The sequence below is a fragment of the Collinsella phocaeensis genome (assembly GCF_900119895.1).
Lineage (GTDB): Bacteria > Actinomycetota > Coriobacteriia > Coriobacteriales > Coriobacteriaceae > Collinsella > Collinsella phocaeensis.
Genome location: NZ_FQLR01000004.1, coordinates 1377233 through 1399563 on the forward strand (window position 1 = coordinate 1377233; position 22331 = coordinate 1399563).

Annotated in this window: 16 protein-coding genes; 5 read left to right on the forward strand and 11 right to left on the reverse strand. The window is 66.5% G+C overall.

What is annotated here, in order from left to right:
• Positions 1 to 94 precede the first annotated feature (94 nt).
• Positions 95 to 1228 (reverse strand): ribonuclease D, encoded by a 1134-nt coding sequence (gene rnd, locus BQ7355_RS07985; RefSeq protein WP_072415707.1) that lies wholly within the window; start codon positions 1226 to 1228, stop codon positions 95 to 97.
• A gap of 90 nt (positions 1229 to 1318) precedes the next feature.
• Between rnd and BQ7355_RS07990 the strand changes: the two genes are divergently transcribed.
• Both BQ7355_RS07990 and BQ7355_RS07995 read left to right on the forward strand, forming a co-directional pair.
• Positions 1319 to 2236, forward strand: a complete 918-nt coding sequence (locus BQ7355_RS07990) for a diacylglycerol/lipid kinase family protein (protein WP_072415708.1) — start codon at positions 1319 to 1321, stop codon at positions 2234 to 2236.
• Between the two features lie 438 nt (positions 2237 to 2674).
• Positions 2675 to 4801, forward strand: coding sequence for a C69 family dipeptidase (locus BQ7355_RS07995; RefSeq protein ID WP_083581664.1), 2127 nt, complete (start codon positions 2675 to 2677; stop codon positions 4799 to 4801).
• Between the two features lie 163 nt (positions 4802 to 4964).
• Here BQ7355_RS07995 and argH read toward each other — a convergent pair whose 3' ends face one another.
• The 8 genes from argH to polA all read right to left on the reverse strand — a co-directional run bounded on the left by argH (position 4965) and on the right by polA (position 15774).
• Positions 4965 to 6389, reverse strand: coding sequence for an argininosuccinate lyase (gene argH / locus BQ7355_RS08000; RefSeq protein ID WP_072415709.1), 1425 nt, complete (start codon positions 6387 to 6389; stop codon positions 4965 to 4967).
• 105 nt (positions 6390 to 6494) lie between these two features.
• Complete coding sequence (locus BQ7355_RS08005) at positions 6495 to 6704, reverse strand: hypothetical protein (RefSeq protein ID WP_072415710.1); 210 nt, start codon at positions 6702 to 6704, stop codon at positions 6495 to 6497.
• Between the two features lie 71 nt (positions 6705 to 6775).
• A complete protein-coding gene (locus BQ7355_RS08010; protein ID WP_072415711.1) occupies positions 6776 to 8065 on the reverse strand; it encodes an argininosuccinate synthase in 1290 nt (429 codons plus the stop codon).
• 787 nt (positions 8066 to 8852) lie between these two features.
• The gene (locus BQ7355_RS08015; RefSeq protein WP_275886588.1) at positions 8853 to 9623 is read right to left on the reverse strand and encodes an amino acid ABC transporter ATP-binding protein; all 771 of its coding nucleotides are present in this window, start codon (positions 9621 to 9623) and stop codon (positions 8853 to 8855) included.
• A gap of 2 nt (positions 9624 to 9625) precedes the next feature.
• Positions 9626 to 10825: an amino acid ABC transporter permease gene (locus BQ7355_RS08020; protein ID WP_072415712.1), complete on the reverse strand. Its 1200-nt coding sequence runs from the start codon at positions 10823 to 10825 to the stop codon at positions 9626 to 9628.
• A 111-nt stretch (positions 10826 to 10936) separates the two neighbouring features.
• On the reverse strand, positions 10937 to 11857 hold the full coding sequence (locus BQ7355_RS08025; RefSeq protein ID WP_240307353.1) for a transporter substrate-binding domain-containing protein: 921 nt from the start codon (positions 11855 to 11857) through the stop codon (positions 10937 to 10939).
• A 204-nt stretch (positions 11858 to 12061) separates the two neighbouring features.
• The gene (locus BQ7355_RS08030) at positions 12062 to 12901 is read right to left on the reverse strand and encodes an HAD hydrolase family protein (protein WP_072415713.1); all 840 of its coding nucleotides are present in this window, start codon (positions 12899 to 12901) and stop codon (positions 12062 to 12064) included.
• A gap of 101 nt (positions 12902 to 13002) precedes the next feature.
• Positions 13003 to 15774 carry a DNA polymerase I gene (gene polA, locus BQ7355_RS08035; protein ID WP_072415714.1) on the reverse strand — a complete coding sequence of 924 codons (2772 nt, stop codon included), beginning with the start codon at positions 15772 to 15774 and terminating at the stop codon, positions 13003 to 13005.
• A gap of 254 nt (positions 15775 to 16028) precedes the next feature.
• Here polA and BQ7355_RS08040 point away from each other — a divergent pair, with 254 nt between their 5' ends.
• Positions 16029 to 16763, forward strand: a complete 735-nt coding sequence (locus BQ7355_RS08040) for an iron-sulfur cluster assembly scaffold protein (protein ID WP_072415715.1) — start codon at positions 16029 to 16031, stop codon at positions 16761 to 16763.
• 21 nt (positions 16764 to 16784) lie between these two features.
• Complete coding sequence (locus tag BQ7355_RS08045; RefSeq protein ID WP_072415716.1) at positions 16785 to 17789, forward strand: GGGtGRT protein; 1005 nt, start codon at positions 16785 to 16787, stop codon at positions 17787 to 17789.
• 321 nt (positions 17790 to 18110) lie between these two features.
• Here BQ7355_RS08045 and BQ7355_RS08050 read toward each other — a convergent pair whose 3' ends face one another.
• A complete protein-coding gene (locus tag BQ7355_RS08050; protein WP_072415717.1) occupies positions 18111 to 19103 on the reverse strand; it encodes a D-isomer specific 2-hydroxyacid dehydrogenase family protein in 993 nt (330 codons plus the stop codon).
• Between the two features lie 272 nt (positions 19104 to 19375).
• On the opposite strand from BQ7355_RS08050, the gene BQ7355_RS08055 reads away from it, so the two are divergent.
• The gene (locus BQ7355_RS08055) at positions 19376 to 21076 is read left to right on the forward strand and encodes an FAD-dependent oxidoreductase (RefSeq protein ID WP_083581665.1); all 1701 of its coding nucleotides are present in this window, start codon (positions 19376 to 19378) and stop codon (positions 21074 to 21076) included.
• Positions 21077 to 21105: 29 nt separating this feature from the next.
• Here the strand turns inward: BQ7355_RS08055 and BQ7355_RS08060 are convergent, their stop codons facing one another.
• Positions 21106 to 22290 carry a pyridoxal phosphate-dependent aminotransferase gene (locus BQ7355_RS08060; RefSeq protein ID WP_072415718.1) on the reverse strand — a complete coding sequence of 395 codons (1185 nt, stop codon included), beginning with the start codon at positions 22288 to 22290 and terminating at the stop codon, positions 21106 to 21108.
• Positions 22291 to 22331 lie beyond the last annotated feature (41 nt).

A 22331-nucleotide genomic window follows, 5' to 3' on the forward strand; every position in this document is an offset into this window, starting at 1 on the left:
TGAGCGTGCAGCGGTCCTTGTACCCACCCCGGGCGGGCTCGGCGCGATGCGCGTCCGACTGCACGAAATCTCGCACATCGACCGAATCGCGCACCTAGAGGATCTGGACGGCTCCGTCCTTGACGGTCAGGCCCATGTTGCCGGACAGCAGGTCGTCCAGAAGGGTTCCCACGAGCTCGAACCGCCAGCCCTCGCGCAGGCGGCTCGAAGCCGGATCGTCGATATAGGACAGGAGCTCGTCGCGGCTGGCGATGAGCGACGTCGCGACGCCTGTGCGCTCGGAGACGAGGCGGAGCAGGGCGAACATGAGGTCGCAGACGCTCTCCGTCTCCGGAGAGGGGGCGCGGCGCGCGTGCCCGATGAAGGGCAGCCGCTCCTGCGGGCAGGATGCGCCGCGCGCGGCGGCGGCGAGCACGGCCTCCACGTCGCGCTCGGAGAGCTGCTCGGTTCCCCGGACGCGCTTGAGGTCCGCAGCGTCGCGCGGAGCGCGCTTGACGAGCGCCATGAGCACCTCGTCGGACATGACCCACTTGCGCGGGATGTCGCGCGAGCTTGCGCGCTGCTCGCGCCAGGCGGCCAGCTCGCGGGCGACCGCGAGCTGGCGACGCGTGCACGAGCTGATGCGCTTCACGCGCTTGAAGGCAAGGCGCGGGTCGACGACGTAGTGTCCGAGGTCCCGTAAGGGGGCGAGCTCGCTTTCGACCCAGGTCAGGCGCCCCTCCTCGGCGAGGCGGGCGGCGATGACGTCGTAGGCGCGAATCAGGTAGCGCACGTCATCGACGGCATATTCCATCTGCTTGCCGGTGAGCGGGCGATGAGACCAGTCGGTGAGCGACTCGCTTTTGGGTAGCGCGACACCGCAGAAGGCCTGCACGAGGTTGTTGTAGGACATCTGCATGCGCTCGCCCAAAAACGCGGCGGCGACCTGCGTGTCGAAGATGGGCGCGGGCAGGACGCCGAGCGCATGGTAGAGGACCTCCATGTCCTGCGAGCACGCATGGAACACCTTGAGGACGTCCGCATTCCCCATGAACGCGGCGAGCGGCCCCAGATCATCGATGGCGAGCGGGTCTATGACGACGCACTCGTCCGGCGTCGCGGCCTGGACCAGGCAGAGCCTCGGATGGTACGTGCGCTCCCTGAGAAATTCCGTGTCGATCGCGACGGCCGCATAGGCGGAAGCGCGGTCGCAGAATGCCTGCAGGTCCTCATATGTAGATATGTACATGCCTCACCCGTGATGGTTTGCCGCTCCGCGCGCGGAGGGTAGGATAGTCGACACGATTACTATACTCGGCTTTGCACGAACGGGGAACACATGCGCATCCTCATCATCCACAACCTCGCGTCCGGCCCGAGCTCCGACGAGATCTTCGCGTTCGCGCGCGCCCTCTCGATAGGCGGCGACGAGATCTGCATGCGGTTCATCGGAGACGGCATGGAGCCGGAGGATGCGGTCGCCGACGTCCGCACCTTCGACCGCGTCGTCATCTCGGGCGGCGACGGCACCGTCTCCAACGTCCTGGACAGCCTGCGCGACACGCACGTGCCCGCGCTCATCTTCCCCTCCGGCACCGCCAACCTCTTCTTCAACAACATCGGCAACGCCCCCGAGGCGGCCGCGCTCGCCAAAGCGTGCCGCGAGGGCCGCACCGCCCAGGTGGACATGGGAGAGCTCTTCTGGACGGACGAGGCGGGCGAGGTACGCCGGCACGGGTTCATCATCATCGCCGGGTCCGGGTTCGACGCGGCCATCATGCAGAAGGCCGCTCCCAGCAAAAACGAGATCGGCGAGATCGCCTACGTTCTCGCGGCCCTGGGAACGCCCGAGCCCGACGTCGCCCGCTTCACGATCGAGCACGACGGCGTCGTCGACGAGCTCGACGGCATCAGCTGCATGGTCGCCAACACGGCCCTCATCCAAAACGACATCAACCTCTTCCCCGAATGCCGCATGGACGACGGCCTCATCGACATCGCGGTGATCGAGCCCGCGGCGACCGTCCAGCTTCTCCCCACGCTACTCGCGGGCGTCTTCGACCCCGCCGGTCGCGGGCTGGGCCGCCCCCAGTTCAAGATGTTCCAGGCCAAGGAGGCCAAGATAACCTGCACCCCGTCGCTCGGCATGCAGTTCGATGGCGAGCTCATCGAGAACAACTCCGGGTGCTTCGGCGCTCGGGTGCTTCCGAAATACCTCGACGTCATCATCGACGACTTCTCGCCGCTCGGCCGCTAACCTCCGCCGCAGGTCGCACCAAGGAAGCGAGACACGACCCCGCGTCCCGTCCCGGCGCGCGGGGTCGTGTCTCGGCATGGCGTATCCGCCGTCCGTCCCGAATCCGACGAGCGTGCGCCCGCGCGCCTCCGAGCTCGGCCCGCATGGCGCCCCAACTTCGTCTGTTAGCTGACATAATATGCAAATATGTATAACGCAATCATATCGGGTATGTCTTTATTCTCACGATACCTCATTGGTTTAATAATTACTTTATTCAGATATAGTGACCATATTCACGAGTTTTATTCCATCCACCGACGTTTTTAACCGTTCGGCTTCAAATTCTTCCCATATTCCCAAGATGCGCAGCCACTCGAATACCATTCATTTTGCAGTCGATTTTATTCATTTCGTACAACCCGTGCGATACGGTCCGACTGCGGAAGGAGAGCTGCCATGCTCACGAACCCCAACCGTGCCCCGCTGCCGCGCGTCCGCGTGGCGGCCGCAGGCCTCATGCTCGGCGCCGCCGCGCTGGCCTGCGCCCCCTCCGATGCCCTCGCCTGCACGCAGGTGTGGGTGCCCGATGCGTTCACGCAGACCGGTGACCGCTACGTCGGCCGCTCGGAGGACTACGCATCGCGCCACGTCAAGATCTTCGGCGTGCAGGAGCCCGTCGCGGGCAAGGTCTACGAATCGGAGGAAAGCGACTTCCACATGAAGTCCCGCCTGCCCAAGACCTACCGCTACACCTACGTGCGCGACCACCCGAGCGATTGGGACGGCAGCCATTTCTCCTACTCCGAGGCGGGCATCAACGAGCACGGCGTGTCCTGCTCCGCAACGCTCACGACGAACGCGAGCGACGAGATCCTCGCCGTGGACCCGCTCTGCGACTTCGACAACCCCAACGGAGAGACCGGCGGCATCGGCGAGTTCAACTACGCCGACGTCATCCTCGGCGAAAACAAGACCGCGCGCGAAGCCGTGATCCTTCTCGGCGAGGTCCTCGACGAGCACGGGACGAGCGGTAATGACCAGATCACCATCTCCGATACGGACGAGTCCTGGCTGTTCTGCGCCCTCTCGGGGCATCAGTGGATCGCCTTCCAGCTGCCGGCCGACCAGGTCTCGGTCAACCCGAACATGGGCAACCTGCTGTTCGACGTCGACCTCGACGACAGCGAGACCTGCCTGCACTCCAAAGACCTCCTCGAGCTTCCGCGCCAGCACGGCCTGCTTGAGACCTACGAGGACGGCGCGCCCAACATCGCGGGCACCTACGGCCGGCCGGATGACGGCCAGGGCGTGGGGCAGATGACCCGCTACGTCCAGGGCCGTCATTACTTCGGCGCGTCCCTCGCCCAGGAGCTCTACGACCTCGACGCGAGCCGCGGCGGCGTCACCCGCCTGGACTCCCCCGCCCTCTTCTTCACGCCCGGCACCAAGGACATGGACACCGCGTTCATCCTGCGCTCGCTTGCCGCACGCGGGGAGGGCACCGACGTGGACGCCAACGCGCATGCGGGGTTCTACGCCATAGGCAACAACCGCACCGTCGAGAGCCATATGTTCCAGATTCGCGAGGAGCTGCCCGACGACATCGCCACCGTCCAGTGGGAGGCGCTCTCCCGCGCCGAGTTCTCGGTGTTCGTGCCGCTGTACTCCGCCCTGATCACCGAGCCCAGCCCCTATTTCAGCAACCTCGACTGCGATGAGTCCCACCAGGGTCCGGACCAGTCCGACGACGTCGCCTTCGCCCTGCAGGAGGAGCCCGAGGACTCCCTGCCCTTCGTCCTCATGGACATCAACACGCTCGCGTACAACCACCGCGACAGCATGTCGTCGGGAACCCGAGCCTACCTCGACGCGCTGCAGAACCAGATCATCGAGCAGCACGCCCTCGTCGACGCGGTGATGCGCCAGACGCCCGCCGAGCAGCGCGCCGAGCTGGCGGACAAGGCTCAAGATACCGTCGTCGAGCAGACCTACCGAAAGTGCGATGCCCTGCTGGACGAGATGCGCGCCTACGTCAAGGCCGGCGACTTCGACGCCCCGTTCTCCCCGTCCGACCTGGCCCAGTCCGGAGACCTGCAGGCGCCGCTGACCTATGCCGCGACCTTCGTTGCGCCCTCGATCGCGAAGCAGCCCGCCGATGCGACCTATGAGCAGGGGGCCGAGGCGGCCGACCTTTCCGTCGAAGCGGACGGAAACGCCACCGGCCAGCTCTCCTACGAGTGGTTCGTGGCGGGCGAGACGCCGACCTCGACCGGGATCAAAGCCGCAAGCATGCCCGTAAGCACCGATGCGGTGGGGACCACCGGCTACTTCTGCCGCGTCACCAACGCCGCCGGGCTCAGCTGCGACAGCGCGGTCGCGACCATCACCGTCACGGAGCCCGCTCGGAAACCGGAGCCCCCGAAGAAGGAGGAGGGCGGAAAGCCGCAGACCGGTAACAAGCCCAAGCCGGGCGACCTGCCGCAGACCGGAGACCCTGCGAGCATGACCGTCCTCGGCTTGCTCGCCGCGGGCGGGATCGGCGCCCTCGGATACGGCGCGAGCCGTCGACGCAAGACGCGCTAGCGCACCGGGCCGCGCATAAGGCCGACAACACGACGAGGGGCCATCCGATCGCTCGCGCGATCCGGATGGCCCCTCGTTCTCGCGCATCGGACCGGCCCCGACGCGCCGAAGCGGCCAAGATTGCACCGGGCCGGCACGTCTGAGCTCCGGCCCGTGCGCCCGCCTAGTTCCGTCCCATCTCCACGACCGGGGAAAGCCCCCCGAAGGTCGCGGAATCGTCCGCTATTCCCCCCTCGACCTTCGCGAGCTGCTCGGCGACCGCCGAAGGCGCCGTTCCGCCGCGGGTCGTGCGCGCCGCGACGATCGCATCGATGTCGAGCGCGCCCTCGATATCGTCCCCGAACAGGTCGCTTGCCGCCCGCAGCTCCTCGATCGGGAGCTCGGAGATGTCGCACCCGCGCTTCTCCGCCGCCAGGACGAGGTGCCCCACGACGGCATGCGCCTCGCGGAAGGGCATGCCTCGCTTGGCCAGATAGTCCGCGACGTCGGTGGCGGCGAGGTGGCCGCGGTCCATGCAGGCGCGCATCCGGTCGGGACGCACCGTCCAGGTGGAGACCATGCCGGCCATGACATCCATGCATTGCACCAGCGTGCGCGCTGTGTCGAGCGCGCCCTCCTTGTCCTCCTGCAGGTCCTTGTTGTACGCCAGGGGAAGTCCCTTGCAGGTCACGAGCAGCTGGACGAGGTTTCCGAAGACGCGCCCGCTCTTGCCGCGAATGAGCTCGGCGAAGTCGGGGTTCTTCTTCTGCGGCATGATCGACGAGCCGGTCGAATACGCGTCGGACAGGACGATGAAGCCGAACTCCTGGCTGCTCCACAGGACGATCTCCTCCGCGAGGCGCGACAGGTGCACGGAGGTCACGCTTCCGGCGTAATGGAGATCGAGCAGGAAGTCGCGGTCGGACACGGCATCGAGCGAGTTCTCGATGATGCGCGAGAACCCCAACTCGGCCGCAGTCATGGCCCGGTCCAGCGGATAGGTGGTGCCCGCGAGCGCCGCCGCGCCGAGCGGGCTGGCGTCGGCGGCGTCGAACGCCGCGTGAAGCCGCGCGAAGTCGCGCGAGAACATCCAGGCATAGGCAAGCAGATGATGGGCGAACAGCACCGGCTGGGCATGCTGGAGATGGGTCATCCCGGGCAGGACGGCGTCGCCATCGGACTTCGCGGCCTCGACAAGGGCGCGGCGGAGCCTGAGGTTTGCCGCCATGAGCTCGGAGCAGAGCGCCTTGGCCGCGAGGCGCGTATCGGTCGCGACCTGGTCGTTGCGCGAGCGGCCCGTGTGAAGCCGCCCGCCCGCCTCGCCGATGCGGCGCGTGAGCTCGGCCTCGATAGCCATGTGGATGTCCTCGTCGTCGATATCGAACGTGAACGCGCCGGCATCGATGTCGGCCTCGATCCCCGCCAACCCGGCACGGATGGCCTCGGCGTCCTGCTCGCTGATGATGCCCTGCGCCGCAAGCATCGCCGCATGCGCCCGAGACCCCGCGATATCCTGTCGATAGAGATGCTTGTCGACCGGAAGCGACGCGCCGAACTCCTGCGTCGACGTCGCCACGCCATCCTCGAACCGACCGCCCCAAAGCGCCATATGAACCTCCGTGTGAAATCAAACGAACGCGACGGCGCCCCGTGAGTCGCGATGGGCGCCGTCGCGCTGCCGTCCCATGCGGGCACAAGCCCCGCGCAAGAACCGTTAGCAGTAACCGAGGGCGAGCGCGTGGGCGCGCACGCCGTGCTGATGAGCATACCCCGAAAGCGTGTAGACGGCGCGCTTCCGATCGATCGGCGCATCCTCGGCCCCAAGAGCCTCGCGAAGCCGGGTGCGGGGACCCTTGCCGGCGCACCAGCCCTTGAGGGTATAGATGTCCTTCTTCGCCCCGTGGGCGTAAGCGTCAGATAGCATAACGGACCTCCCGTCCATAGCGATCCCGCACCCGTGTGCGGAACCGAGCGGATATGAGCGCACGCGGCGCCTTAGTAGTTGACGGCGTCGGCCAAGACGGGCTCGGCGGAGCCCATGACCACGTCGAGCTTCAACGCGGCGGCAGCGGTCGCTGAGGCGACCTCGGCCTTCTTGGTCGCCCAGGTCTTGAGGGAGAGGCCCTGGATATCGATGAAGCCCTTTGCGGCCTTCTGATCGAACGCGTCGTCGTTGTCATACGTAGCGAGGCTCTGGTCGTAGAGGGCGGCCGCGCTCTTGCGGCCGACGACGACGCACGACCCCTTGTAGAACTTCAGCTTCACGACACCGGTGAGTGCGGCCTGCGTATCGGCCATGAACGCGTCGAGCGCCTCCTTGAGCGGCGAGAACCAGCGACCGTTGTAGACCTGGTCGGCCCACGTCTGCTCGAGCGACAGCTTGTAGTGGAGAACGTCGCGCTCGAGGCAGAGGTCCTCGAGGGCCTTGTGGGCGGCGATGAGGGCCAAGCCGGCGGGCACCTCGTAACACTCGCGCGACTTCAGGCCGACGTAGCGGTTCTCGATCATGTCGATGCGCCCGTAGCCGTTGGCGCCGGCGATGACGTTCAGCTTGGCGACCAGCTCGGCGACGGAGAGCCGCTCGCCGTCGAGGCTCGTGGGGACGCCGGCGGTGAAGCCGATCTCGACGTACGCGGCCTCGTCCGGGGCCAAGGCGGGATCGACCGTCATCGTCCAGATGTCCGCGGGCGGCTCGTTCCAGGGATCCTCGAGCACGCCCGCCTCGATAGCGCGCCCCCACAGGTTGTCGTCGATGGAGTACGGCTTCTCGATGCTCTGCGCGACGGGCACGCCGTGCGCCTTCGCGTAGGCGATCTCGTCGGGACGCATGCCCAGGTCCCACTCGCGCACCGGGGCGAGGACCTTGAGCGAGGGGTCGAGCGTGGCGATGGAGGTCTCGAACCGCACCTGGTCGTTGCCCTTGCCGGTGCAACCGTGGGCAACGCAGGTCGCTCCGTACTTATGGGCGACATCCACCAGATGGGCGGAGATGAGCGGACGGGAAAGAGCGGAGAGCAACGGGTACTTGTTCTCATACATGGCGTTCGCCGCGATGGCCCGGGTGAGGTACTCGTCAGCGAACTCATCGGTCATGTCGACAACCTCGACGGCGATGCAGCCGAGCGAACGGGCCTTGTCGGCGATCTTCTCCAGCCCGTCGTGCTCCTGGCCCACGTTGCCGAGCATGGCGATCACGTCGAGACCGAGCTCGTTTTGGAGCCACTTGATGCAGACGGAGGTATCCAGACCGCCGGAATACGCCAGAACAACCTTTTCCTTGCTCATGGGAGCGTCCTTTCAAACGTGCAAGACTGCAAATGGGGATAGGACGAGTCCAAAAATGAGGCGTTGCGCTGCGCACACGCGATATCGGGTTGTAGCTTGAAGACGTTGCCCACCGCAGCCCAGCGATGGCGCAAGAAGCTCCCGACGCACCTATTTCGAACCCTGCTGAGGGCGAACCCTCATACGAACAGAGACGACAGGTTATCGTCGTCGGGAGATGGCGCGCTGGCGTCGGATGGCGTTATCGGCGGTGTTGGAGCTGAGCATGAGGGCGCTCTGCGCCACGATGCACGTCAGCGAAACGTTGCTCACCGGTAACCCCTCCTTCTTCATCCAGTACGCGATCAACTAAACCGCGAGCGGCAATCACCGGTCCGTAAATGGTAGACCAACGGGTCCGCTCGACGTTGGACGCTATCCTACGCTAAAGTTCTCGACTCTTGCAAGGATATTTTTTCCCATTGAATATTGTTTCGATACCGTTACGTGGGTCATTCTTTCAGAACCCCGTAACGGCAGAGAAGGGGCGTGTCCACCGGCGGAGTCTAACCGCAGACAGAGGGACCGTCACCGGAAACGCGCCCGAATGCCCGGAGACAAACCTATATGCAACCCTCCATAGGCTTCCGGGCTGAACCCCTCATGTCAGAGTCGCCGCCATGGTCGAGCCGGGCGCCATAAGGCCCTGGGCGATCGCCATGCAGCGCCGCTCGAGCGACGACGCCCGGAGCGTCGCGCGCCAGACGAAAAGAGGGCCCTGAAGCCCTCCTTTCGCCACAGGCCGTCCCTAGCCTTCGAGATACCGGGAGAGAAACTCGCGCGTGCGCGGATGCTCCGGCGCCGTGAACATCCGCTCCGGGTCGCCCTGCTCGGCGATCACGCCCTTGTCCATGAACACCACGCGGTCGGACACCGTGCGCGCAAAGGCCATCTCGTGCGTCACGACCACCATCGTCATGCCCTCGCCGGCAAGCCTGCGCATGACCTCGAGCACCTCGCCCACGATCTCGGGGTCGAGGGCGGACGTGGGCTCGTCGAACAGCATGATCTTCGGGCTCATGCAGAGCGCGCGGGCGATGGCGACGCGCTGCTTCTGCCCTCCCGACAGCGTCTGGACCGAGGCGTGGGCGAAATCAGCGAGCCCGACCGACTCGAGGTGCCCGAGCGCCACGCGCTCGGCCTCCCGCTTGTCCGACTTCTTGAGCGTAACGGGCGCAAGCGTGCAGTTGTCGAGCACGTCCATGTTGTTGAACAGGTTGAACCCCTGGAACACCATGCCGATGTCCTCGCGCAGCCTGTTGACGTCGACGTGGTCCGACGTGAGGTCCTTGCCCTGAAACCAGACGCTGCCGGCATCGGGCGTCTCGAGCAGGTTGATGCAGCGCAGCAGGGTGGACTTTCCAGAACCTGACGCGCCGATGATCGTGACGACCTCCCCCGGCATCACGTCGAGGTTCACGTCGTTCAAGACCGCGAGGTCGCCGAAGGACTTGCGCAGCCCCTCGATGCGGACCATCGGCTCCACGGCAGCCGCCGTGCCGTTTGACATCTGGCTCATAGCTACTCCTCCTCGACGTTGATCGGTTGACAGGACGTGCTGCCCAGCTTGACCGCGCGGACGTCCAGGCGCTTCGCGAAGCGCCCGAGCAACCACGACGCGAACATGGTGAGGCAGAGGTACACCACGCTCGTGATGAGCGCGGCGTCGAAGTTGGCGTAATAGGTGCCGCCGACCGTCGTGGTGGCGAACATGAGGTCGAACGTACCGATGACGGACAGCACCGAGGAATCCTTGATGTTGATGACGAGCTCGTTGGAAAGCGCGGGGATCGCGTACTTGACGCCCTGCGGGAAGACGACCTTCCTCATCGCCTGCCACTGCGAGAGACCGAGCGAGCGAGCCGCCTCGGCCTGACCCGCATCGACCGACTCGATGCCGCCGCGCAAGACCTCCATCATATAGGCGGTGGAGTTGAGCACGATGGTGACGAGGCCCGCCGCGAACGTGGTCCAGATGGAGTTGATCTGCGTGGTGGTGAGATCCGTCAGCTTGAACAGCTTGAACACGCCGAAGAAGACGATCATCGCCTGGACCATCATCGGCGTGCCTCGGACCACGGTGCTGTAGACGCGCGCGAACCCGGAGCCGACGATCTTGCAGAAGCGCACGAAGTCGTTATCCGAGCGGTCGGGCACCTGGATGCGCAGGAACACCAGGAGCAGCGCCAGGAAGAACGCGATGGCGGTTCCGAAGACCGCGAGCGCGACCGTCGTCTTGAACCCGGTGAAGAAGATGTCGCGGCTCTTGATGAGCAGGAAGAGCATGCTCTCGAGCATGGGCTCGGGCCGCGACGGAGCCGCGACGGCGACCTGCCAGGCGGAGGCGAGCCCCATGGCCACGCGGTCGACGACGAGGACCGCGACGATCGCGCAGACGGCGTAGGAGCCGTAACGCAGCGCTCGGGCGACTGCCGGACGCACGAAGGGCGATGCGGTGGCGTATGCGTCCCGCTGGACGAGCTTGAACGCGAGCGCCACGGCGGCGACGGCCAGCCACGCGGCTAGCAGATAGTACATGACGACTTCGACGACGTAGGCACGGGCCAGGAAGCTGAGCGCAGGCCTGCTCAAGCTCGAAAGGAACATGCCCACTGCGGCGATCGCGCTCGTGCCGAGCAGCACGTAGCGATGGTCGCCCGTGATGAACGCGGAGATGCGCGCGATGCGCGGCGCCCCGGCGCCGGATTGGTTGGAGCCCATATGCTCTCCCCCGTTGTCTCTCGATTGCGCAGGACGCGCGCGGACTCTCGCCCGGCGCGCGCCCAGCCTATCTCCTCATGTCAGGGCGGCAACGCCGCCCGCGCTCGTGCGCTACGCCGGCTGACGGTCCATGCAGTCGTTCCACATGGACTGGCGATCGTCCTCGGTGATGCCGGCGATGATCTCGTTGATCGCGTCGAGGACGGCGTCTTGCCCCTTGGCGATGGCGGCGTTGTCGGGCATGACGGAGCCCGTGAACGCATCGGTCATCTCAAGCTGGATGAAGTCGGGGTAGACCTCGAGGAGCTTGGGTGCGGAGAGCTTGGAATAGGTGATGACGTCGCAGGTGCCGTTCACGAGGTTCTCCACGACCATGGGGACGGTCTCGGCGGGCGTCATGTGGTTGATGTCGGGGATCTGCTCGATGACGTCGTCGAACATCGTGGCAGCCTGGCCGAGCACGGAGGCGCCGGCGAGGTCGGCGAACGTGGTGGCGCCCGCGAAGGAGGAGTCCTTCTTGGCGATCATGATGATGTCGTCGTCGACGTAGGAATCGGAGAACGCGGCGGCCGCTTCGCGCTCGAGCGTAACGGACATGCCCGCGCACACGATGTCGACCTGACCGTTGTTGAGCGCGTCGATGAGCGAGCCGAACTCGAGCTTCACCGCGACCGCGTCCATGTCGAGGCCCTCCGCGATGATCTTGGCGACCTGCACGTCGTAGCCGTCGGCGTAGGCGCCGTCGACGTTCTCGATGGGGACGGTGAAGTCAGACTCCTCGGAGACCTGCCAGTTATACGGGGCGTAGGCCGCCTCCATGCCGACGCGCAGCGTCTTGCCGTCGCCCAGCTGCGCCGTGGCGGCATCGCCGTCCGCCGCGGCATCGCCTCCGTCGCCCTGGGGGGCCGGGCCGCAGCCCGCGAGGAACATCAAGCCTCCCACGCTCAAAGCCGTCATGCCGGAGAGCTTCAAAAAGTCCCTACGGGAGCGCATGGCGGGTTGTGCAGTTACATCGACAGTCTCGTGAGTCATGATGCTACCTCCAGATTTTGTCTGAGACCCCTTCCGCACGGCGCAACCAGAGGGGGCCCATCCCCCTCTCCCTTGCAACTTAATGCGTGAAAGTTCCGCGTGCTGCCGGCAAGCATACTCCATCTAAATGGAGCGTGGGCGTGAGACGCATCAGGAAATACGATGGTTACACGGTTCCCCTCCGAACCTATGCGCACCCGTGCATCATAAACGCAGGTCTATCAGCCGCTCGAGCACGCGCGCCACGCCCCGGTCGTTGTTCGAAGGCGCCACGTAGCGGGCATGCGCCCGCATATGGTCCTCGGCGTTGGCGACGATCACGCCATGGCCCGCGACGCGCAGCATCGGGATATCGTTGTACGTGTCGCCGAACACCATGGCTTCGGCGGGCGTGCATCCCACGTGCCCGCAAAGCCGCGCGAGGCCGGACCCCTTATCGACTCCCCGGTTCATGAGGTCGATCCATTCACGGCCGGCGTTGGTCACCGTGAAGGCGGAGCCCCAGGCGTCACGGTAGGCCTCGCGGTACACGTCCTCGGCGATACCGTCCGGAAAGCACACCGTGTACTTGTTGACCTCCGCATCCAGGCCCTCGAAGCTCTCGAGGTAGACGATCTTCCTGTAGAAGCGGCGGAAGAAGGCGTCGAAGGCGCGGTCGCGCTCGAGAATGAAGCACGCATCGATACCGCAGACGGTGGGGCATCCGCGCCCATCAGCCAACGTGAAGTCGATGAGCTCGTGGTAGCGCGCCGGCTCGATGCGGTCGGAATACACGCGCTTGCCGCGGCACACCACGCCCGCACCGTTATCCGAGATGAGCGCCATGCGGTCGAGGCGGTCGGAAAACATATCCTCGAGCGTGTAGCCGGGACGGCCCGAAGCGGCGCAGAACGTGATGCCGAGACCGTCGAGCGCGTCGATGAGCACGGGCATGTCGGGCGGCATCGTCCCGTCATCGGCGAGCAGCGTGCAATCCATATCCGTCGCGACGACGCGGATCCCCGCGAGGTCGTTGTCGCATTCGTACCATTCCGGTTCGTTCATAATCCGTCCCCACCCGCCGCGCGGCGGCTCGCATCTTCCAGTTCGCATCTCCCGCATCGCCCCGCGCGCCATGAGCGCGGGCCGCGCATGCGATCGACGCGCTATTTCGCCTCGGCCCAGGTCTCCCCAAAGGACGCCTCCGCGATGAGGGGCACGCGCAGCGCGACGACATGCTCCATCTCTTCGCGCACCATGGCGGTGAGGGCCTCGAGCTCGTCGAGCGGGCACTCGAAGTCCAGCTCGTCGTGCACCTGGAGGACCATGCGCGCGGAGAAGCCCTCGCCGCGCAGGCGCCGGGCGACGCGCACCATGGCGATCTTGATGATGTCCGCGGCGCTGCCCTGCATGGGATGGTTCATCGCGGTGCGCTCGCCGAAGCCGCGAAGGGACGGATTCTTGGCCCGCAGCTCGGGTATGGGGCGGCGGCGGCCGAACATCGTGGCCGCGAAGCCCGACGCGCGCGCCTCCTCCACCGTTCGGTCGAGGTAGGCGCGGACGCCAGGATACGCCTCGAAATACCTGTCGATCATCTCGCGCGCCTCCGCCATGGGGATGTCGAGGGTCTGCGAGAGGCCGTAGGCCTGCTGCCCGTAGACGATGCCGAAGTTCACGGCCTTCGCGCGGCTGCGCAGGGCGGGCGTCACCTGGTCGACCGGCACGCCGAACACGCGCGCGGCGGTCTCCGCATGGAAGTCCTCCCCCTCGTTGAAGGCGGCGACGAGATGCTCGTCGGCAGAGAGGTGCGCCAGCAGCCGCAGCTCGATCTGGCTGTAATCGACCGCAAGGAACACCGCGCCGGAACCCGCCGAGAACGCCGTCTTGACGGTGTGGCCGAGCTCGGAGCGCGTGGGGATGTTCTGCAGGTTCGGGTCCGAGGAGGACAGGCGCCCCGTGGCGGTGATCGTCTGGTTGTAGGTGGTGTGCACGCGGCCGTCGGCGGCGCGCATGCCGCCCAGCTTGTCCAGATAGGTCGACTTGATCTTGGTCTTCTCCCGGTACTCCAGGATGAGGCGGACGATCTCGTGGTCGTGCGCCAAATCCTCGAGAACCTTCGCGTTGGTCGAGTAGTATCCGCGCTGCGTCTTCTTGAGCCCGCGCGCGGGGAGGCCCATCACGTCGAACAGGATATGCGAGAGCTGCATCGGGCTCGATATGTTGAAGGTCTCGTCGCCGGCGAGCGCGCGGATGCGCGTCGCGAGCTCGTCGATCTGGCCCGCGAGGCCCGCCGAGAGGCCGGCGAGGCGGGCGGGGTCGACCAGCATGCCCGTGCGCTCCATGTCCACCAGGACCGGGACGAGCGGCATCTCGATGCCGCGGAACACGTCGGCCGCCCCGTCGCGCACGAGCGCGTCGGCGAGGGTCGATGCGGACGCCAGGGCGAGCGCGGCGTCCACGGCGGCACGCGCGGGGGCGCCCTCACCGGCGCCTTCCTCGCCGAGACAGGCCGGAACGGAAGCGCCGAGGTACGTCTCGGCGATGTAGGCGGCCTCGAAGCTCGAGCGCGCGGAGTCCAGCAGGTAGGCGGCGACCGAGGTGTCGAACAGGCGCGCGGGGTCCGCCTCGAGCGGATCGTACGCGGCGGGCAGCGCCGAATCGGCAGGCGCCACCGCGTGGAGCAGGGCCTTGATGTCGGGGGAGACGACGCGGCCCTCGGCGAACAGGTAGGACAGGGCGCCGGCGACCAGCCCGCCGGCCAGGTCGAGCGCCCCCTCGGCGACCGGGCAGCCCTCCGGGGAGTCCGCGGGCTCCTCGAGGGAGATGAGCGCGCGCGAGGTGGCGATCCACAACGTCCGCGCGGGCCCGAACAGCGGCGCGGCGCCCTGGCCGCCGTCGAGGGCCGCCGCGACCCACTCCCCCTCCGACGTCGCGCGCAGGAGCTCCTCCGCAGCGGCGCGCACCGCATCCGGATCGGCGGGAACGGCCTCGATGCGGCGGTCGGGCAGCTCGATCACGCGCGCGGCGGAATCCTCGGCCGCCTGCCCGATGAGGGCGAGGAACCTGCCCTGCATCGCGGTGATGCCCACGGAGCCGAGCGCGCGGGAGACGTCGTCGGCGCTGAAGGCGGGGAACACGACGTCGACGGGATCGCAGGCGACCGGCGCGTCGGTCATGATGGTCGCGATCTTGCGGGAGACGAGCGCGTCCTCGATGTGGGCGCGCAGGTTCTCGCCCATCTTGCCCTTGACCTCGTCGGCATGCGCGATGACCTCGTCGAGGCTGCCGTACTGGGCGATGAGCGCGCTCGCCTTCTTGGGGCCGATGCCGGGCACCCCGGGGATGTTGTCGGAGCTGTCGCCCTTGAGGCCGTAGAAGTCCGGCACGAGCGCGGGCGTTATGCCGTGGTAGAGGTCGTCGACGCTCTCCGGAGTCATGACGGCGATGTCCGAGAGGCCTTTGCGCGTGGACACGACGTGCACGTGCTCGGTCACGAGCTGGTACATGTCGCGGTCGCCCGTGACGAGGTACATGTCGCACCCCTGCTCCTCGCCCCGGCGCGCGAGCGTTCCCAGGATGTCGTCGCCCTCCCAGCCCTCGAGCTCGACCACGGGCACGGCCAGCGCGCCCAGGAGCTCCTTGATCATGGGGAACTGCGCGCGCAGGTCGGGGTCCATCGGGGGGCGCTGCGCTTTGTACTGCGGAAGCATCTCCATGCGCACCTTCGGGCGGCCCTTGTCGAACGCGACGATGACGCCCGCAGGGGAGAACTCGTCGACCATCTTGAGGAACATGTTGAGAAATCCGAACACCGCGTTGGTGGGACGGCCGTCCGGCGCGTTCATGGTGGGCGGAACGGCATGGAACGCACGGTGCATGAGGGAGTTGCCGTCGATGACGGCGACGGTGCGTCGGTTCTCGGATGCGTTCTCTGCCATGTGCGGTCCTCTCGTTCCGGCTGACTCGCCAAAATATGTTCCGATACAGTCTACGCGACTTGCGCGCACGCGGCACGGCGCCGCGGGGAAATGAATCGAAAGCATGGAACCCGGATCGATGAATCTCAAATAATCATGACCGCTCACCGAAAAAGACAGCGGGAAAACGGTAAAATGGAACTGCATGTCAGGTTTGCCCGCATCGTGACGCCTTCGGGCGACGCGCGGGCACCAACACGAAAGAGAGGAGAGGCATGCAGTACTCACAGGAAGTGGAGAACATGTGCCCCGTCGCCAAGGGCGCATACCACGGCCCCGCGCCCATCCCCGAGGAGGGCAAGTGGGTTAAAGCCAAGGAGATCAAGGACATCTCCGGTCTGACGCACGGCGTGGGCTGGTGCGCACCCCAGCAGGGCGCCTGCAAGCTCACGCTCAACGTCAAGGAGGGCATCATCGAGGAGGCCCTCGTCGAGACCATCGGCTGCTCGGGCATGACCCACTCCGCCGCCATGGCTTCCGAGATCCTTCCCGGCAAGACCATCCTCGAGGCCCTCAACACCGACCTCGTCTGCGACGCCATCAACGTCGCCATGCGCGAGATCTTCAAGCAGATCGTGTACGGCCGCAGCCAGACCGCGTTCTCCGAGGGCGGCCTGCCCGTCGGCGCCTCCCTTGACGACCTCGGCAAGGGCCTGCGCTCCCAGGTCGGCACCATGTTCGGCACCAAGGCCAAGGGCGCTCGCTACCTCGAGCTCGCCCAGGGCTACGTCACCCGCATGGCGCTCAACGACAGGAACGAGATCATCGCGTTCGAGTTCATGAACCTCGGCAAGTTCACCGACGCCCTCAAGGCCGGCAAGACCCCCGAGGAGGCCATCGCCGGAGCCATGGGCCACTACGGCCAGTGGGAGAACGCCGCCAAGTACATCGACCCGCGCAACGACGAGGAGACCCACACGGTCGCCAACGTCTTCCCGGTCCACGAGTAAAGAAAGGGAGGGACTATAACCATGGCTGTTACTTTCGAAGGTTACGAGCGCCGCGTTGAGAAGATCAACGCCTGCCTCGCCGAGAACGGCATCGCCTCCCTCGAGGAAGCCGAGCAGATCTGCCTCGACCGCGGCGTCAACGCCCGCGAGATCGTTCACGACACCCAGTCCATCGCGTTCCAGAACGCCGAGTGGGCCTACACCCTGGGCTGCGCCCTGGCCATCAAGAAGGGCGCCAAAAGCGCTTCCGAGGCCGCTTCCCTGATCGGCGAGGGCATCCAGGCCTTCACCGTCCCGGGCTCCGTCGCCGAGGACCGCAAGGTCGGTCTGGGCCACGGCAACCTGGGCGCCATGCTCCTCTCCGAGGACACCGAGTGCTTCGCGTTCCTCGCCGGCCACGAGTCCTTCGCCGCCGCCGAGGGCGCCATCAAGCTGGCCCTCAACGCCAACAAGGCCCGCACCAAGCCGCTGCGCGTCATCCTGAACGGCCTCGGCAAGGACGCCGCCCAGATCATCGCCCGCATCAACGGCTTCACCTACGTGCAGACCGAGTTCGACTACTACACGGGCGAGCTGAAGATCGTTCAGACCATCCCCTACTCCGATGGTCCCCGTGCCGCCGTCAACTGCTACGGCGCCGACGACGTCCGCGAGGGCGTTGCCATCATGTGGCACGAGAACGTCGACATCTCGATCACCGGTAACTCCACCAACCCCACGCGCTTCCAGCACCCCACCGCTGGCACCTACAAGAAGGAGCGCCTCGAGGCCGGCAAGAAGTACTTCTCCGTCGCTTCCGGCGGCGGTACCGGCCGTACCCTGCACCCGGACAACATGGCTGCCGGCCCCGCCTCCTACGGCATGACCGACACCATGGGCCGCATGCACTCCGACGCCCAGTTCGCCGGCTCCTCCTCGGTGCCCGCGCACGTCGACATGATGGGCCTCATCGGCATGGGCAACAACCCCATGGTCGGCGCCACCGTCGCCTGCGCCGTTGCCGTCAACGCCGCTCTGAACGCCTAGGAGCGTCTCGCCTCGTCGAGTCGCCGCCGCGCGCTCGCCTACGGCAAGAGAAGGCCGTCACCTCCGGGTGGCGGCCTTTTTGCATTCTGCCGGCCGCACGGGACGGCAGAGGGCAGCCATGCGCAACATGTCCCGGCCCCGATGGCCTCCAGCCGCGTCATGCGCCTCCGGCCCTCAGGGCCCACGCGTCCCCGATAGGACACAAGGCCTGTTGGATACGACCGCAAAGGGGCTGCCACCCGGTCGGGTAGCGGCCCCTCGCGTTCAAGCTGTCGGCGGCATGCCGCCGACAGCTTGAACGAAACGCGCCTCGACGGCGCCCTACAGCTCCGCCGCCCAAGGCTCGCCGGCCGCCATCGCGACGACACCGCCGATACCCTGCTCGACCATGCTGCTCACGTCCACATCGGTAAAGAACGCGATATGCTGGGTGAGCACCACGTTGGGGAACTGGCGCAGATAGGCCATGTTGCGGTTGGCGAGGATATCGTGCGTGCGGTTGACGTGGTAGATGCCGTCCTCCTCGGCGAACACATCCATGGCCAGCGCCCCGATCTTCTCGGTCTCGATGCCCTCGACGAGCGCCTCGACGTCCATGAGCTCGCCGCGGCTGACGTTGACGAGCACCACGCCGTCGCGCATCTTCGCGATTGTGCCCGCATCGATGATCTGGCGCGTGGCGTCCATAAGCGGCATATGCATCGTGATCAGGTCGCTCGACGCATACAGCTCGTCAAGGCCCACGTAGCGCACCGCGCCGGACGTTTCGAGGTCCTCCGCCGGAAACGGATCGTACGCGAGGATCTCGCAACCGAATCCGGACAGATACTCGATGACCGCACGGCCGATGCGGCCGGTGCCCATCACGCCGACGGTGAGACAACGGAGCTCACGGCCCTGCAGGCCCGCCAAGGAGTAGTCGTTGACCTGCTGCCGCCACATCGCGGGCTTATACTTGCGCAGCGCGATCAGCATGAGCATGACGGCGAACTCCGCCACGCCATACGGCGGATAGGTCGTGTTGCAGACGCGGATGCCCAGCGCATGGGCGGCCTCGACGTCGATATGGTTGAAGCCGATACTGCGCGTCGCGACATAGCGAACCCCGCGGTCGCGAAGCCGGGCGAGCAAGTCGGCGTCAAGCGGGCTCTTGTTCACGATGACGACGCCCTCGGCCCCATCGAGACCGTCAAGGTTCGCTGCAGACAGGTGCTCGGTGATACCGCGCACCGTGACCTCACCCGGCAGCTCGGCGCACACGCGGTCGAACGCGGGGCGCTCGTCGTCGCGAAGCTCGTACATATTGATGATCATAGGACCCTCGTTCCTTACGGGAAACCTGGACGGGTGCACTATAGACCGAAGGCGACAGAAGCGACAGGGGTCTCACAGACCTTGCGCATGCTTCCGGACATCCGTCCACTCCCGGACCGCAACCGACCGTTCGCGCACGAGGTTCCGGGCGCACGCGCCGCAAGGTACGCTGTCTGGAGCCGCAAGGCGCCGAGCGCCCGGCGCGCGGGCACTCGGCGCCCAGCCCGCACGCACGCCCTGGCCGGGCGCACAGCCATCGTAAGGAGACCGCCATGGCGACAAGCCGGATCGCTCGCGCGACCGAATCCCCCGCAGGCATCGACCCAGCGCCGCCCGCGCCCCTCGACGTCGACGTGCTCGTGGTCGGATCGGGAATCGCCGGGACCGTAGCCGCCATCACCGCGGCATCCGAGGGGGCACGCGTCGCCCTCGCATGCATCGGCCGCTTCCTCGGCGGCTCGAGCTTCTTCCCCGGAACCTGGGGGCTCGGGCTCATCGGGCCGCGTGACACATCGGATGCCGAAGACCTCATCGACTCCATCCTGGACGTCGGCCAAGGCGTCGCGGAGCCCGGCCTCGTGCGGACGCTTGTCGAGGGCATCCTGCCCGCCGTCGATTGGCTCGAGCGCGAGCTGGACGTCGCGCTCAAGCGCCCCGAAAGCGATGCGAGCGCCGAGGAGGCGGCCTTCATCCCCTGCTTCGACCACAACCGTCGGCTTTGGCGCGGACTGACCCGCACGGAGCTCGAGCGCGCCTTCGCCTGCGCGGTGCGGCAGCGCGGCGTACGCATCCTCGAACACACCGAGCTGGTCGATATGATAAAAGATGACGGCGGCGGCGGCGTCTCCTGCGCCTGGCTCTACGACCGACGCCGCGATGAGCTTCGCGCATGCCGGGTCGGAGCCGCGGTGCTCGCCTGCGGAGGGACGAGCGGCCTGTTCGCGCGCCGACTCACCGCGGGCGACGTGATCGGGTCGGGGCACGGCATCGCGCTCCAGCAGGGCTGCACGCTTGCCAACATCGAGTTCATGCAGATGATGCCGGGCTATGTCGCCCCCGTCCCCGGGCTCGTATTCAACGAGAAGACCTTCCGCTACATCGAGGGGACGGACTCCTCACCGCGCCTTCGCGGCATCTCCCCCACCCGCCAGGCCGCGCTGCTCGAGATGCGCTCGGGGCACGGGCCCTTCTCCGCGCGTCGCGACGACCGCTTGATAGACCTGGCCATCGACGAAGCGGGCGAGGCGGGACTCGCCGTTCACTACGACCTGCCGCCCTATGAAGCGCAACCGGAGTTCGTGCGCGTGTTCAACGCATGGCTCGAGGACGAACACGGCATACGGCCCACCGACGAGCTGCGCGTCGCCCTCTACGCCCATGCGTCCAACGGGGGCATCGCGATCGGGAGCGACGCCCAGACAGAGGTTCCCGGGCTGTTCGCTTGCGGCGAGGCGACCGGGGGCATGCACGGCGCCGACCGCATCGGCGGGCTATCGAGCGCCAACGGGCTCGTCTTCGGGCGCATCGCGGGAGCTTCCGCAGCGCGATGGGCGCGCAGGCGAGAGGGCGACGGCATGCGCACGCGCATCGAGGCCAAGTGCCCGAGCGCGCGCGGAATTCCTGTCGAGAAGGGCCGTTCGGGCCTCAAGTGCATCCGAGAGATCATGGGCGCACGCGCGATGGTCGCTCGCGATGAAGCCGGACTCGGACAGGCCGCCATCGCGCTTCACCGCGTAGATGAGGAGCGCCGCGCAGCGGAGCGCGACACGGATGCGGCGGCTGAGCGCGCCGCGGACCTTCGGCTGCGCGCGCAGATCCTCCTCGCTCAGAGCATGATCTGCGCGATGCGAGCGCGCACCGAGAGCAGGGGCGCCCACATGCGCACGGACCGGCCGGGTCCGGATGCCCGCTTCGCGCACCCCTCGCGCACGCGGCTCGGAGCAGACGCGTCACCCCGGACCGTCATCGGGTAGGGCGCCATCCGACACGCCGAGCGAGGCGGTCAGCCGACATGCGGCGCGATGCGCTCGCGCAGGCCGCCCAACCGCTTCAACGCGGCGCGGAGCGTCTCGTCGCGCTTGGCGAAGTGCAGGCGGACGTAGCGGTTCTCCGGCTCCTTGAAGAAGCTCGACCCCGGCACCGCGCCGACCCCCACGAGGCGGGCGAGGTCGTCGCAGAACTCAAGGTCGCTGGCATAGCCGAACTCCGAGATATCCAGCATGACGTAGTACGCGCCCTCCGGCACCGTATGGGGGATTCCCAGGTCGTCAAGACCGCCGCACAGCAGGTCGCGCTTGCCGCTGTACAGGTTGAGCAGGTCATCATAATACGACTGCGGGAACTTCAGCGCGCACGCCACCGCCTCCTGGAGCGGGGCCGCGGCGCCGACCGTCAAGAAGTCATGGACCTTCTTGATGCGATCGGTTATCCCGGACGGGGCGATGGTGTAGCCCAGGCGCCAACCCGTTATGGAATACGTCTTGGAAAGCGAGCTGCACGAGATGGTGCGCTCCCACATACCGGGAAGGCTTGCCATGTAGGTATGAACATGCGGCGCGTAGACGATATGCTCGTACACCTCGTCGGTAATGACGTATGCGTCGTACCGCTTCACGATATCCGCGATGAGCTCAAGTTCAGGACGCGTAAAGACCTTCCCGCAGGGATTGGAGGGGTTGCACAGGATGAGCGCCTTCGCCCCCTCGTCGCGAAACGCTGCCTCGAGTCGCATCGGGTCGAACGAGAACATCGGGGGCACCAAGGGGACGTAGACGGGCTCGGCCCCCGACAGGATCGCATCCGCCCCGTAGTTCTCATAGAACGGCGAGAAGATCGCCACGCGGTCCCCGGGGTTGGCCACGGTCATCATGGCGGCCATCATGGCCTCGGTCGAACCGCAGGTCACGACGATATGCTCGTCCGGGTCGATGTCGATACCCATGCGGGCGGACTGCTTCTCGGCGAGCGCGTCGCGAAACGCCTGAGCTCCCCACGTGATCGAGTACTGATGGTTGAGCACCGAACCAGATGATGCCACGTGCCCAAGGCTCTCGAGCAGCTCGGCGGGCGGATCGAAATCGGGAAAACCCTGGGATAGGTTCACGGCGCCGTACGCGTTTGAGATACGCGTCATGCGGCGAATGACGGAATCGGTGAACGTTTCGGTACGGTCGGACAGCCTGCGCATGACAGCTCCCATCAAGCAAGATAACGCCTACATCGCTTCGG